Origin of the sequence: Paenibacillus sp. FSL W7-1279, from assembly GCF_037969845.1 — a bacterium.
Lineage (GTDB): Bacteria > Bacillota > Bacilli > Paenibacillales > Paenibacillaceae > Paenibacillus_AQ.
Genome location: NZ_CP150215.1, coordinates 4704118 through 4718536, shown reverse-complemented (window position 1 = coordinate 4718536; position 14419 = coordinate 4704118). Strand labels below are relative to the sequence as shown.

Below are 14419 nucleotides of genomic sequence, written 5' to 3'. Positions count from 1 at the left end.
GAAGTGAGTTTTGTACGAAGTCGATTCAAGAAGTAACGCCCACAAAACTTTTAGGAGATATGGCAATGGAAATTTTAAAAATCGAGCATTTGTCTAAAATATACGGCACAGGCGAATCGGCGGTAAAGGCGCTTGACGATATTTCATTTTCGGTTCAAAAAGGCGAATTCGTCGCGATTATCGGCCCGTCCGGATCGGGGAAATCCACGCTGCTGCATATGCTGGGCGGTGTGGATCGGCCGACTAGCGGCAAAGTCCTCGTAGAGGGTACGGACATGTATAACTTGGACGAAACGCAGCTGGCCATCTTCAGGCGGAGACAAATCGGACTGATCTACCAGTTTTTTAATCTGATTCCCGTCCTGACGGTGGAAGAGAATATTACGCTCCCGCTCTTGCTTGATAACCAAAAGGTAGATCAGAAGCAGTTGGATGGTCTGGTGAAGACTCTGAATCTGCAACATCGTTTAAACCATCTGCCCAATCAATTATCAGGCGGACAACAGCAAAGGGTGTCGATCGGAAGAGCGGTCATTAGTAATCCTGCCATTATGCTGGCGGACGAACCCACCGGGAATTTGGACAGCAAGAATAGCAGCGAGATCATCGACTTATTACAAATGTTGAATAAAACCTATCGCCAGACATTGATCGTGATCACGCATGACGAACGAATCGCTTTGCAAGCGGACAGGGTCATTTCGATTGAGGACGGAAGAATGGCCAAAGACGAGGTGATTCGCCCTTGAATATTGTCAATAAACTCACCGTCAGACATTTGAGGCAAAACAAGAGACGAACGCTTGTAACCATTCTGGGTGTCATGTTGTCAGTTGCCATGGTGACGGCTGTTGCAACGCTTGGTTTTTCTTACTTGGATTTAATGAAAAGGCAAACCATCGCGGATGAAGGGGAATGGCATGTCCTGTACCAAGATGTCAACAAGGAACAGCTTGCAGCGATAAAAAACGATGATGCAACCAAGACCCTTGCAGTCACCAAGGATATTGGCTATGCCCCATTAGAAGGGGGACAAAATACAAATAAGCCGTATTTGTTCATCAAGGCGTACGATGCACAGGGGCTGGCGCAATTTCCGATTGAATTGAGTAAGGGGAGTCTACCGCAAACAGACAAGGAAGTTGTGATTTCTGAAGCCGTTGCGACGAATGCCAAGGTGAAATACGAACTCGGAGATCGTCTCACCCTTCGCATCGGCAAACGATTCGAAGTAGGGAACGATCAACCGCTGGATCAAACCGAATCGCTGCGTTTCGTAGATAACGAAAAGAACGAAACGCTGCAAAATATAACGACAAGGGCTTACACGGTGGTAGGCTTCATCAAGCATCCCGTATGGGAACCGGCGTGGGCCCCGGGGTATACGACCATTAGCTATGTCGATGAAAACCTCATGGGGGCAAACGATCGAGTCCATGCGGCGGTGGTCTTGAAAAAAGTCAATCAGTCCTTATTCGCTCATGCGGCAAATTTGGCAAAGGACAACCATATCGAAACGGTCCAATATCATCACGATTTGCTTCATTATTATGGCGTCTCCAAAAGCGAAGCTTCGTACAGCACGATGTTCTCATTATCGGTGATCCTGATCGCGGTTATTATGATCGGCTCGGTTTCGCTCATCTATAATGCTTTTGCGATTTCCGTCTCGGAACGTTCCCGCCATTTAGGGATGCTGGCAAGCGTGGGGGCTACAAAAAGGCAGAAGAGAAATTCGGTGTTTTTTGAAGGTGTCATTATTGGCTTGATCAGCATTCCCGCTGGAATCTTATGCGGTCTTGCCGGGATCGGCATTACTTTTCAGTTTATTAACGCTACAATACAAGGAGCTTTAGGCATTACTGAAAAGCTAACGGTAATCGTCACGCCGTTATCGCTTTTGATTACCTGCGCTGTTTCGATGTTGACGATTTTCATTTCGACGTATTACCCGGCCGTCAAAGCATCCCGGATTTCCGGCATGGATGCGATACGCCAAACAACCGATGTGAAGCTTACGAGCAAAACCGTGAAAACATCGAAATGGATTCGAAAGCTCTTCGGAATCGAAGCGGAGATCGGATTGAAAAACTTAAAAAGGAACAAGCGGAGGTACCATGCCACCGTATTCTCGCTCGTGATCAGCATCGTTCTGTTTTTAACGGTATCATTTTTTACCAGCAATCTGAAACAATCCTTGGCCATGTCGCAGGAAGGCGTCAATTATGATATTGAGCTATCCTATGGCAATGAAAAAAGAATAGACGATCGGTTGGTTCAATCCATTGCATCCCTTTCGGATGTGTCGGAATACAGCGTGATTCATGAGTTGTACAGGAACGCTTGGATCGAAGAAGCGTCCATCGCCGATGAATTGCAGGAGGCGGTCAAGAAGGATAAGAGCATGCTGAAGGACGGAAAATATCCTTATGATATTAAAATCGCTGCACTAAATGATTCGAACCTGCGGGCTTATGCCAAAGCAGTCGGCGCAGATTACGAGTCACTGACGGATCCGGATCATCCCGCCGCCATCGTGATCGATACGATCGATTATAAAGATATGGATACGGGAAAATACGTCCAAACGAAGGCTATTCATGCGAGTGTTGGGCAAAGTCTCGATTTGACAACGATCCATGAGGAAACGGAGCAAGAGACGGATGTAAGTAAAGTGTACATTGCGGCGTTGACGGATCGATCTCCGATGGGTATGAGCTTAGTCGGAACAGGCGGGCTAAATATTGTCGTCTCGGAACAGGTCCTGAATCAACTGGCAGACGATAAGAGCGGGGAGTTCGTTCAAACCTTTCTCTATCTGAAAAGTGCGGACCCGCTGAAAACGCAGCAGGAAATCGAAGATATGAAAGAGCCTAATCTGTATGCGTACAATTTGTACCAATCCAGAAAACAGGATGAACAGATGATACTATTGATGTCCGTCTTTTCTTATGGCTTTATCGTATTAATTTCCGTGATTTCGATTGCGAATATTTTTAATACGATCTCAACGAGCATCGCTCTTCGAAAGCGGGAATTTGCGATGCTGAAATCCGTTGGAATGACACCAAAAGGCTTTGCGAAAATGATGAACTACGAAAGTGTAGTTTATGGGGCCAAATCACTGCTGTTCGGGCTTCCTATCAGCTTCATCGTGATGTATGGGATCTATAAGGCATTTGCGAACAAATTTAGCTACGGATTCGTCCTTCCCTGGATGAGTATTCTGTCTGTCATTGCCGCCGTTTTTGTCATTGTCGGTTCTGCCATGCTATATTCCAGCGCGAAAGTAAAAAAGGAAAACATTATCGACGCGTTAAAGCAGGAGAGTATATAAAAATGACCGACTCTGACTTGAAACTGCAAGGAAAGACAGCGTCAACCATCATTAGAATAAAGTCATAAGGGGGACCTCGTCTTGGGGATCGATGCAATCTATACGAATCTACGTATTTTAATGCTGCCGGTCATATTAATTATCGGGATCGAATTCGTTCTAATCGGGTTATATTATTATCTTTATTATAGAAAACAACAATCAGAGGGAAAGCCAAGGATTCATATGAAAAAGCTTTTTCTTGGCGCCTTGTTCATCGGATATGTTGTATTTGTGCTTGAGCTAACCATGCTCGGGCGCGGCCATTCTCATTTCTTGCAGATGAATCTCCATCCATTCAGCGATTATATCGAAGCGTGGAACAAATATTCCTTACGTGATCTTCAGAACGGCATATTTAATATCATCATGTTTATCCCGATGGGAATATTGCTGCCCTTCATCAGCCGGAAATTTAAAGCGTTTAAGTGGCTTCTTCTAGTCGTGGTAGGTTCCACGCTCTTTATTGAAACCTATCAGACGCTGTCAGGTGCAGGGCTGTTTGAGCTTGCTGATATTATGAACAACACGCTTGGTGGTATTTTTGGATATCAGTTATACAGACTTGCTGCTTCCATTATTAATAATAAAAGAGTAAAAATGAAAAGTCTGTTGGGAAATCTGGCGATACCTCTATTCATGGGTTTGTTTTTTGTCGGTATGCATATTGTGTATTCCCAACAGGAGTTCGGCAATCTGGCCATAAACTCATATACCCAATGGAATATGACAGATGTTGAAGTGACAACATCCCTTCAGCTAAGCTCGGCACCTGTGGTCGCCCCCGTATACAAGAAAATCACTCAGCGGGATAGTGTAGAAGCCCTGCTGCAGCAAAAGTTAGGATTATCTGTGTTGAAACTTAAGGAGCGAGGCGGCGATCGTGAGGTTCTAATGGAAGACAAATCAGGAACATCATATACATTCTATCAATCCCAAGAGGGGAACTGGTCGTTAACCGAGAACAATTATATACCAGATCGGGCTTCATTCGCTGACCAAGAACCGCTGCTCTCAAAAGCCAAAATCATGATGGCCGATCTTGGCATACTCCCCCAAGAGGCTGATGTTACAGCGTTGGAGGACGGAGAATTTCAATGGACCCTCACGGATAAAGCGGGGTTAACCGAAAGTTACTGGACTGGCGAATTGTTACTCGGTCTTAAACAAGATGGCAGTATCTATTCGATAAATAACGGGATCCAAGAGAATCGATTCATTAAGGAAGTAGATATCCTGTCTCCTGCAGAGGTATATGAGCGTATCAAGGATGGAGAATTTCCTCAAATCAAAAGAAATGCAATATTAAAGCCTGATCAACTCGTCATTAAAAAAGGTGATCAACTAGATATAACAGGAATCGAGCTTACGTTTATATATGACACGAAGGGCTTCTATCAGCCTGTATACAGAGTACACGGTGTATTTAATGGGGATTCGGATTGGTTCACCTTAATTCAGGCAAGAAGGAGCTAGAGAGGATATAGTAAGTAGCGGCCCTGACTTGATTGAAGTTAGGGCCGTTAAGGTGTAATCCAACTTTCAAAGCGCTTCCGAAAATTTCGGAGCGCTTTTTCTCATCGTAGTGATCCATATGACGAAATATAAATAGTAAAGAAAAGTGCTGAATTTGGCATTTTTAAATTGTATTGGTTATTTTTTGTAAAAAAATGACGTAAATAAGTATTGACCGCTGGAATATTAATCAATATGATTACTGTATAGAGAAATATACTAATATTTGGGTTCGATCCTAGAGGGTGGTGTTAGCTTGGAAAGGACAGCCACGATTCGCGAACAAATGGAAGAGTTTCTACATAAGCACGAAATGACGATTAATCGATTTGCTGAGATATCGGGGGTCAATAGCGGCACACTCAGCAACATTCTGAATGGGAACCGTCCGATTTCCATGCAGCAGTTGGACCGGATTACGTTAGGTATGGGTCTGGAAGAGGGTTATTTTTACGAGCTGTATATAGATGAATGCATCTTTCATGCTACGCCGGATTGGCGTCGGCTGGGTCCGTTTCTTCACCGATGCGCGGAGCTGGGGAAGCTGAATTGTCTGGACAAGGCTGTCCGGATGACGATGGATAATATCTCTTACTCCCCCTTGCTCTTTGAAACGGCAGAGCTTTTTTTCAAAGAGGGAAAACATGAGGCGGCTGTACTGCTGTATAAAAGTGTGGCGGAGAGTGAACGATTTCAGCATTCGGAGCGGTTGGCCCTTTGTCAGTATCGGTTGTTTGTTTTAGAACTAACGGATGATCAGGATGCAAATTTGCAGGCAGCCGTTTATTTTGAGCCGTTTGTGGATCGTTTAGATGAAATGTATCAGTTGGATGCATTAAGACAATTGATCAATATAAATGTATCGCTAAATCGATGGGATAAAGTTGAAGAATTAGCTAAAAAAATGGGTAGCAAAGCAAAGATTCAGTATCAGAATGATGTGAAAATGTATGATCTAGAGGCAGGAGAGGTGAAACCTTTAATATTCTATATTTTGTACGCTCAATTAATTCAAGCAAATGTTTGTCGAGAAAGAGGAAATTATGAGCAAGGATTATACTATGTATCATTATATATGAATCCTGACTGGGTTACTGAGCCTTCTATAGATGAACTTCGGGTTATCAATCAGTTTAAGGACTGGGGAGAGGCTAATAAATATCTCTACCAGCTTATGGTTGGACAAGTTGAGGTTTTAACTGATTACGTAGAATACATTTCGACTAGAGAGAATGAAATTTTCACTGCACTGTGTAATATAATGATCGCTGCCAATCGTTTTGACTTGAACGTAGAACAAATATTGGAACGTTTTGAGGTGTATTTAATACTTAAAGATCAATCAAGTAATATAGGCACCATTAATCGACAAGTTAATACTGAAAGATATACCCGACTTTTGTCTGAATTAGGAATATATTATTTGAATTCAAAAAATTACGACAAAGGTTTACAATTTATATTGGAAAGTTTAGACAGATCTATTACAATAAATAGTAACAGGGGTATGCTAAGATGTATGGGATTATTTGAACAGTTTCGCGATTTTTCTTCGTATGAATGTCAGAAACGCTATAAAACTTTAGTAAGTGAGGTGCAGGATTTAAATGAAAAGAAAATTGGCATGTCTACTAGCTACATTTAGTATTGTAATGCTAATAACATTACCCGTTATTTCAAACAATGCGGATCTGTTAGATCCGACACATCGGGCAACATTATCACATGATCATGGTGTCGGAAGCTAATAAGTTAGGATACAGTGATAATACTGGTACTAAAGATATCTTAAAGAAGATAGTTCCTGAAAAACGAGGGACTATCTTCTTTTTATTAATGTATTTTTCGAATTATAAAAAAAGAGCAATTCATTATCACTATTGACCAAACGAATGTAAAATAATAGCATGTAATTATTTACTATACTAATACTTGGTTTTCCATCTGGGGGTGTTGTTACTTGGAGACGACAGCCACGATTCGCGGAGAAATAGTTAGATATTTGCAGAATCATCGTATGACAATCAACCAATTTGCCAGGATATCGGGTATTAACAGCGGGACACTTAGTAATATCCTGAATGGGAATCGTCCCATGTCCATGCACCAGTTAGACCGGATAACCGAAGGGATGGGTCTGGAAGAGGGGCATTTCTACGAACTTTACATAACGGAAAGCATTTTTCATACGACTCCGGATTGGCGAAGGCTTGGACCTTTTCTTGAGCGATGTGCAGAACTGGATAAATTGGATTGTTTGCATAGAGCTGCACGAATGACGATGGAAAACATTAACTACGCACCGATGCTTTTTGATATGGCGGAGACCTTATTCAACGAGGAGAAGCGTGAAGCCGCAGCTTTGTTATACGAGTGCGTTGCCGAGTGCGAAAAATTTCAGTATTCCGAACGGTTAGCTCTTTGCCAGTATCGACTATTCTTAATCAGGTTAGGTGAGAACCAAGAGGAAAATTTACAAGCAGCTGTATACTTTGAGCCTTATATTGATAGGTTAGATGAAATCTATCAATTGGATGCGTTAGTTAAGCTTATTAATTTAAATATATCTTTGCAGCGAATGGATAAAATCGAAGCTCTAGCCAAAAGAATGGAACATCAAGCCAGAATTCATTATCAGCAAAATAGAGATACGTTTGAATCGCTTGAATTTCCAAAGAGACCTCTTCTTTTTTATTTACTATATTCGTACCTAATTCAGGCATTTGTGTATCAAGAACGAGGTGATTACGATCATGCTCTCCACTATGTATCATTGTATGATAAACCAGATTGGGTAATAAATCCGAGCCAAGAGGAATCTCTGATTTTGGAGCAGTTCAGCGAATGGGCTGAGGCTAATCGATATATGTATGGTTTAATGAGTGGGCAGCCAGGTTCTCTGAATCAGTATGTAGATTATGTTGAATCAAGAAATGATGAGATTTTTCTAGCTCTATGCAATATCATGGTCGCAGCTAATCGTTATCAACTTCAGGTTGATCCAATTTTGGAACGCTTTAAAGAGCATCTGCATTATAGATCGCAGCAAAATCAACTTGGAAAGGTTAGCGATCAGGTCACATTAAACCGGTACACCCGCCTCCTCGCCGAGTTAGGGATATACTATTTAAATGCTAAACAGTATGATCGGGGGTTATCCTATATCCTGGACAGCCTCGAGTATTCGATAAGAACCAAAAGTGATAACGGGATGCTGCGGTGCATGGGGATCTTCGAGCAGTTCCGTCAGTACGCATCCGAGGAAATACAGAAACGGTATAATGAATTCATTCGTGATGTCCAAAAGTTATCCGTGTATGCTTGGAGCCCACTTGTGTAGGGCTCTATACGTGCGTCTACAGGTTAATGTACAACGCTGAATAGGCGACAGACTGGCCCTATAAGCTGCCATGAAGCTTCCCGAGGCTATAGCCTAATATCCGGGTTTGTGATAAACTCGGATAAGTTTATTTTTACATATCGCTTGAAAGTAAGGAGTTCATGTCATGACATCAAGAACATCAATAGATCAAAACACAACTTCCGCCGGGCGCACATGGATGATGTTTGCAGGTATTATCCTGATTGCCATTAACCTGAGAGCGGCGATTACATCGGTTGGCCCGCTGATCGGGATCATCCGCGACGATACGGGAATCTCGAACACGTTGGCGGGTATGCTCACTACGCTGCCGCTACTAGCCTTTGCTTTATTGTCGCCAATGGCACCGGCCATGGCTAAAAAATGGGGGCTGGAGACTACTCTTTTACTAAGTATGGTGGTGCTGACATTCGGCATCGGCATCCGCTCGATATCATCCCCTTATACGCTGTTAATCGGTACCGCATTTCTCGGAATGGCTATAGCCGTTGGGAACGTGCTGCTTCCAAGTCTGGTCAAGCGGGATTTCCCCCGGCATATCGGATTGATGACGGGGACGTACTCTGCTTCGATGAACCTGCTCGCCGCGATCGCATCCGGGATCAGCGTTCCGCTGGCTACCCAAGCTGGGCTTGGTTGGCAAGGGTCCCTATTAATCTGGGGTTCGTTATCCGTCTTGGCTCTCATCGTATGGATCATTCAGCGCCGGAGCTCCGGAAGAACCGCTGAGGTAAGTTCGGCTGCTACCAAACATCAGAGTGTGCTGAGGTCACCGCTTGCTTGGTACATTACTTTATTCATGGGTCTTCAATCGTTTACGTTCTACGTGAACATCTCATGGCTGCCCGAGATTCTGAGAAGCCAAGGCATGGATTATAGTGCCGCGGGCTGGATGCTCTCGATTCTCCAATTTGTCAGCCTGCCATTCTCCTTTATTATTCCTGTTCTGGCTGGGAGGAATCCCAATCAGCGCATGCTGGTGACGATCTCTGCCTTGTCTATGCTGACCGGATATGCAGGCTTGTTTTCTGGCCTGACTTCATTAAATCTGCTATGGGTGATGCTGGTAGGTATTTCAGGCGGGGCCAATTTCAGTTTATCCCTGATGTTCTTTACCCTTCGTACGAAATCGGCTCAAGAAGCTGCCGCTTTATCCGGTATGGCCCAGTCGCTGGGTTATTTATTGGCTGCTGTAGGTCCGCTGCTCATCGGTTTCCTGCATGATGCGACAGGCGGATGGAAGGTGCCTCTGGCGGTATTATCCGCCATTGTCGTTGTATTGTTCATTTTTGGTTTTGGCGCTGCGAAACCAGGGTATCTGTCCGTGCCGAACGAAACGAAGCCGGAGGCTTAACGTTATACAAGTCACATAATAGTGGCGCATACATTGAATAGGAACAGAAGAGCGATCCATGGACATAAGTTCAGCTGGGTCGTTCTTTTTTTAGTACATATAGCGGAATTTCACACGATATCACTCAAAATTCTTTAGATTTTACATAGCGTTTACATAAATGGGTAGATTGATCATGAGAGTTTGGTATACTCTGAAATTTGATAAAGATGACCTGTATACTTAACGGTTAACGGGTTTACGATTTCTATTACAAGACACCAAGCATATGGGGAGCGATGAATATTGAATCCGGAGACAGACAAAGAACAAGTTCAAGCTCAAGTTGGCAATAGGCAGCCCTCTGGCAGGTGGCGAGCCCTCGGCGAAACCTGGTGGACCGCTCTGCAGCTGGGGCTCACATCGTTTGGCGGACCGATCGCACATCTTGGATACTTCCACCAGACTTATGTGCGCCGCAAGCAATGGTTGGACGAAAAAAGCTATGCGGATCTGGTGGCCCTGGCCCAATTTCTTCCCGGACCCGCCAGCAGCCAGGTGGGTATTGGAGTTGGGATGATGCGAGCGGGCATCTGGGGCGGCATCGTCGCCTGGCTTGGCTTCACATTACCGTCCGTGCTCATGCTTATGATCTTCGCCTATTTGATGCAAACCTTCGATCCCGGCTCGGCAGGCTGGATTCAAGGGCTGAAAATTGTCGCAGTGGCCATCGTGGCGCAGGCGGTTCTGGGTATGGCAGGAAAGCTGGCCTCAGGCCCTGTAAGGGCGGCTATAGCGTTAATAGCCATGGCAGTCGTTCTGCTGTGGCAGAGTCCCATTTCTCAAGTGACGGTCATCGCTCTTGCCGGCTTATCGGGACTGTGGTTGTTCAAGCGTCAAGCGAACGAAGAAGCAGCACCCGAGATAAAGATGCCGATCGGACGGAGAGCCGGACTCTTTTGCTTGGGCCTGTTTGTTGTGTTATTAGTGGGTCTGCCGCTCCTTAAAGGGTTGACCGATAACGGTTGGGTAGCCATGGTGGACAGCTTCTACCGAGCCGGATCGCTAGTATTCGGCGGAGGGCACGTCGTTCTCCCGCTGCTGGAGAATGAGACGGTGCTGAACGGGTGGATGTCTAAAGAGGATTTCCTGACGGGTTACGGAGCAACACAGGCAGTACCCGGTCCGTTATTTACTTTTGCCGCTTACCTCGGGGTCTTGATTCAGGGGATTCCTGGAGGTATCGTGGCTACACTGGCTATCTTTTTGCCTGGATTTCTGCTTATCGTAGGGGCCATGCCTTTCTGGAACAGCATCCGCAGAAACCCTAAGCTGCAAGGCTTGCTGACGGGCATGAATGCGGCAGTGGTCGGGATTCTGCTGGCTGCTCTATACCATCCCATATGGACATCCTCCATCCACAGTCCGCTTGAATTTGTGATCGGCGCGGGGCTGTTCGGGATGCTGATGTTCTGGAAGAGCCCTCCGTGGCTTGTTGTGATTGCCGGTGCATTAGCCGGACAGCTTCTCCTGTAATTCATTGGTTTGGACCTCGGCGCTGTGTGCCGGGGTCTATTTGATTTTTCAGGAGTAAATCACGGCAGATTGGTTAAATATTTAGGGTGTACCTCTCTTCTTGAAGTATATCTTGAAGCAAAGAGTTCTTGCGCTTAATTCGATATAGAAATGAGTGGATAAACCTACATGTTGGATACCGAAGTGAAGGATTGCATTATCATTGGCGGCGGAATTGCAGGTCTGCAGGCGGCTATACAGCTGGGGCGGTATTCTGCCTATGATGTCCTGGTGATCGACCGGGGAACGGGGCGGTCCACCATCTGCAAGAGTTACCGCAATATCCTTGGATGGCCAGATGGGGTCTCTGGTGAAGAGCTCAGGGGGCGGGGGCGCCTGCAGGCGGAATCTGTCGGCGTTACGTTTGCAGCCGATGATATCCGGAAGGCGGAACGGGATGAATCGGAGTATTTTGTGTTAACTGGTAAAGATGGGGTTCATTACAGGGCCAAAACCTTGCTGCTCGCAACAGGCGTGATGGACCGTTTTCCCCAGCTGCCAGGCCTGATGCCCACGCTGGGCACATCCGTCTTTGTATGTCCTGATTGCGATGGTTATGAAATTCAGGATCGCAAGACCGTCGTAATGGGATCAGGTGATCCCGGTGCCAGTATGGCTGTGCTGCTATCGGAGCGAACCCAGGATATCATCTACATCAATCATGAGGGGGAGCCGGCTTCTTCCGAGCATATGTCCCAATTGGCGGAGCTCGGGATTCCGTATATAGAGAAAAAGGTGTCGGAAATTCATGAGGAAGGCGGCATCCTATCGGCCGTTGTGTTGGAGGATGGGAGCATCGTGCCTGCGGAACGGGGGTTCCTATCTTTTGGCGGGAATATGATCCATTCCGAATTGGCCGAGCAGTTGGGGGCAGAGCTGGAGCACAACCGTCATGTCAAGACCGATCCAAGGTCCAAAATGACGAGTGTCGAGTCACTTTGGGCCGCGGGTGACCTGGGCGTCCATTCCGAATTAACCACCGTGGCGATGGGGGAAGGCGCAATGGCTGCGATCTGGATTAACAAGACTCTGAAGAAGATGACTAGCGGAGCCGTTACATGAGGATGTTATAGAAATAGATCAGAACAATCCGAAAATCTCGGTACGAACCAGTCGATGCAGTAATATTAAAAAACCCGCCTGTTCAATTACGGCAAGTAGTGAGAATGGCCGTGGATCAAGGCGGGTTTTGTTGTCTTCTGAGAAAATAAACCGATCCGCGTTTACAGACCGAAGCGGGTGATATGATCTTCGAGGTTATACTTTTGCAGTAATTCGGTTTGCTTGGGACCGATCAGATCAAAATGCGGGTAAGGCAGACGGTAATGGATATATTCCGGATTAAGTCCGTTGGATACACACCAGTCTTCCAGGCGCTGGATGTTCGAGCATCCTACTTTGGTTACGGTATTAAACTCCGGAAACCGTTTGTCGAACCAATAATGGGTCAAAAAAGCGATGTCTCCTTGTGCAACCTTCTGCTTCCATTGCTGCAATTCCTGTCTCGAGATGCCGAATGCCATGTTTGTCTCATCCTTATAAGTGTATTCATGCTTCTCATTATATCAGCATATACTTGACTGCACCTACTTGTTTGTTTTCCTAGGATGACGCTGCTATATACAAGCGTTACATTTTACCGTTGATCGGATGGATATCGAAGAGGGGGATACGATATGATACTAGAATCAGCGATACTTTATATCAAACCGGGGCTGGCAAGCGAGTTTGAAAGTGCCTTTCGGGAAACTTCCGGCGTTCTGTTATCGAAAAAGGGATACGTAAGCCATGAGCTTAACAAGTGCGTGGAGAACCGGGATGAATATATATTCCTTGTCCGCTGGAGCGGCATTAAGGATCATCTGATCGGCTTCCGCGGGCATCCGGACTATAAGCTGTGGAATGCGTCCCTGGAGCCGTTTTATGCCCGGCCGCCTGAGGTTAAGCATTATATCGATATCCGGATCGATCGTCGCGAGCAGGCTGAAGCGGAGCTGACCAAACTATTGATTCCAGAAAGCAGGACGGGTTCGACTTCTTCACAGGAAGAAAGGACGGCAGAATAATCAGATTTTTAAATATCGGATGATCCGTCCATAGGGTGCACTTTCGGAAGCTGTCCTTGGACAGCTTCTTGCCGCATTTGAAAGGACGGGGGAGCCGAATATCCGGCAATCGCTCTTATTTTGCCCCGAGTAACAGGAATTATGGGTTGTGATGACGAACTTTGTTGTAAAGTTAAACTACATAAGGAGTGGTTACAATTACTATAGATTATCATGGCGTTCGCCGTCTTGCCGACGACATTCGAGCAAACGTTTCCAAAGTTATGGTAGGTAAAGAGCAGCTGATTGACAGACTATTCATTGCTATGGTCACTTCTGGTCATGTTCTGTTGGAGGATGTGCCGGGTACAGGCAAGACATTGCTGGCCAAATCCATCTCGAAGTCGATTGATTGCACGTTTAAGAGAGTACAGTTCACGCCGGATTTGCTGCCGTCGGATCTGAGCGGCATCTACTTCTATAATCAACAATCCGCGACGTTTGAATTCCGTCCGGGTCCTCTGTTCACGAATATCCTTCTAGCCGATGAAATCAACCGGGCGACACCACGTACGCAGTCCAGTTTATTGGAGTGCATGGAGGAACGCCAGATCAGCATTGACGGTGTAACCCATCAGCTGAAAGAGCCGTTTTTGGTGATCGCGACGCAAAATCCGCTGGAACAGCAAGGAACGTTTCCGCTGCCGGAGGCACAGCTGGACCGCTTTCTGTTCAAACTGAATATGGGATACCCTACCTCAGAGGAAAGCGTGAATATTCTGAAGCGATTTAAAGATGATCAACCCTTGGAGTCCCTAATGGCGATTGCAACGTCTGAGCGGATCGTACAAGCCAGACATATCGTCAGCAAAGTACATGTCAGTGATGTGATGTTATCCTATATCGTTGCGCTTTCCGAGCATTCAAGACGGGATGAGGCGGTTGCCTCGGGCGTAAGCCCAAGGGGCTGCCAAGCCTTATTGAAGGCGGTGCAAGTACAAGCCGTCCTGAAGGGCAGGGAGTTTGTTACCCCTGATGATGTGAAGGAATTGGCTGTGCCGACATGGGCGCATCGGCTGAAGCTTCGAGGGACGCTTCACAGCCGCGGCGGTGCGGCCGCGGCGGAAGAAGTGATCGAACGGCTGCTGCAGCAGGTTCCCGTACCGACAGAAGAAGGCATTTCGTCGTAGGGG

At 46.0% G+C, this 14419-nt stretch carries 11 protein-coding genes; 10 read left to right on the top strand and 1 reads right to left on the bottom strand.

Annotated elements, in window-relative coordinates:
• The first annotated feature begins 65 nt into the window (after positions 1-65).
• From MKY82_RS20970 to MKY82_RS20935, 8 genes are all read left to right on the top strand, one after another.
• A complete protein-coding gene (locus tag MKY82_RS20970; RefSeq protein ID WP_194543468.1) occupies positions 66-749 on the top strand; it encodes an ABC transporter ATP-binding protein in 684 nt (227 codons plus the stop codon).
• Positions 746-3337, top strand: a complete 2592-nt coding sequence (locus MKY82_RS20965; protein WP_339294290.1) for an FtsX-like permease family protein — start codon at positions 746-748, stop codon at positions 3335-3337. Before MKY82_RS20970 ends, MKY82_RS20965 begins: the two co-directional genes overlap by 4 nt.
• Positions 3338-3418: 81 nt before the next feature.
• Positions 3419-4852, top strand: a complete 1434-nt coding sequence (locus tag MKY82_RS20960) for a VanZ family protein (protein ID WP_339294289.1) — start codon at positions 3419-3421, stop codon at positions 4850-4852.
• Positions 4853-5147: 295 nt separating this feature from the next.
• On the top strand, positions 5148-6536 hold the full coding sequence (locus MKY82_RS20955; protein WP_339294288.1) for a helix-turn-helix transcriptional regulator: 1389 nt from the start codon (positions 5148-5150) through the stop codon (positions 6534-6536).
• A 315-nt stretch (positions 6537-6851) separates the two neighbouring features.
• A complete protein-coding gene (locus MKY82_RS20950; RefSeq protein ID WP_339294287.1) occupies positions 6852-8231 on the top strand; it encodes a helix-turn-helix transcriptional regulator in 1380 nt (459 codons plus the stop codon).
• Between the two features lie 166 nt (positions 8232-8397).
• Complete coding sequence (locus MKY82_RS20945; protein WP_194543464.1) at positions 8398-9627, top strand: MFS transporter; 1230 nt, start codon at positions 8398-8400, stop codon at positions 9625-9627.
• A gap of 285 nt (positions 9628-9912) precedes the next feature.
• Entirely contained in the window at positions 9913-11142 is a 1230-nt protein-coding gene (locus MKY82_RS20940; RefSeq protein ID WP_220684665.1) for a chromate transporter, read from the top strand.
• Between the two features lie 168 nt (positions 11143-11310).
• Positions 11311-12243 carry an NAD(P)/FAD-dependent oxidoreductase gene (locus tag MKY82_RS20935; RefSeq protein WP_339218216.1) on the top strand — a complete coding sequence of 311 codons (933 nt, stop codon included), beginning with the start codon at positions 11311-11313 and terminating at the stop codon, positions 12241-12243.
• A 161-nt stretch (positions 12244-12404) separates the two neighbouring features.
• Here the strand turns inward: MKY82_RS20935 and MKY82_RS20930 are convergent, their stop codons facing one another.
• Positions 12405-12704 (bottom strand): hypothetical protein, encoded by a 300-nt coding sequence (locus MKY82_RS20930; RefSeq protein ID WP_194543461.1) that lies wholly within the window; start codon positions 12702-12704, stop codon positions 12405-12407.
• 153 nt (positions 12705-12857) lie between these two features.
• Between MKY82_RS20930 and MKY82_RS20925 the strand changes: the two genes are divergently transcribed.
• A complete protein-coding gene (locus MKY82_RS20925; protein WP_339294286.1) occupies positions 12858-13247 on the top strand; it encodes an antibiotic biosynthesis monooxygenase in 390 nt (129 codons plus the stop codon).
• Positions 13248-13435: 188 nt separating this feature from the next.
• Positions 13436-14416: a MoxR family ATPase gene (locus tag MKY82_RS20920; RefSeq protein ID WP_194543459.1), complete on the top strand. Its 981-nt coding sequence runs from the start codon at positions 13436-13438 to the stop codon at positions 14414-14416.
• The last annotated feature ends 3 nt before the right edge of the window (positions 14417-14419 follow it).

Excerpts from the sequence above, each read along its gene's own strand:
- MKY82_RS20970 (WP_194543468.1), top strand. The coding sequence starts at position 66 with ATGGAAATTTTAAAAATCGAGCATTTGTCTAAAATATACGGCACAGGC.
- MKY82_RS20945 (WP_194543464.1), top strand. The coding sequence starts at position 8,398 with ATGACATCAAGAACATCAATAGATCAAAACACAACTTCCGCCGGGCGC.
- MKY82_RS20935 (WP_339218216.1), top strand. The coding sequence starts at position 11,311 with ATGTTGGATACCGAAGTGAAGGATTGCATTATCATTGGCGGCGGAATT.
- MKY82_RS20930 (WP_194543461.1), bottom strand. The coding sequence starts at position 12,704 with ATGGCATTCGGCATCTCGAGACAGGAATTGCAGCAATGGAAGCAGAAG.
- MKY82_RS20925 (WP_339294286.1), top strand. The coding sequence starts at position 12,858 with ATGATACTAGAATCAGCGATACTTTATATCAAACCGGGGCTGGCAAGC.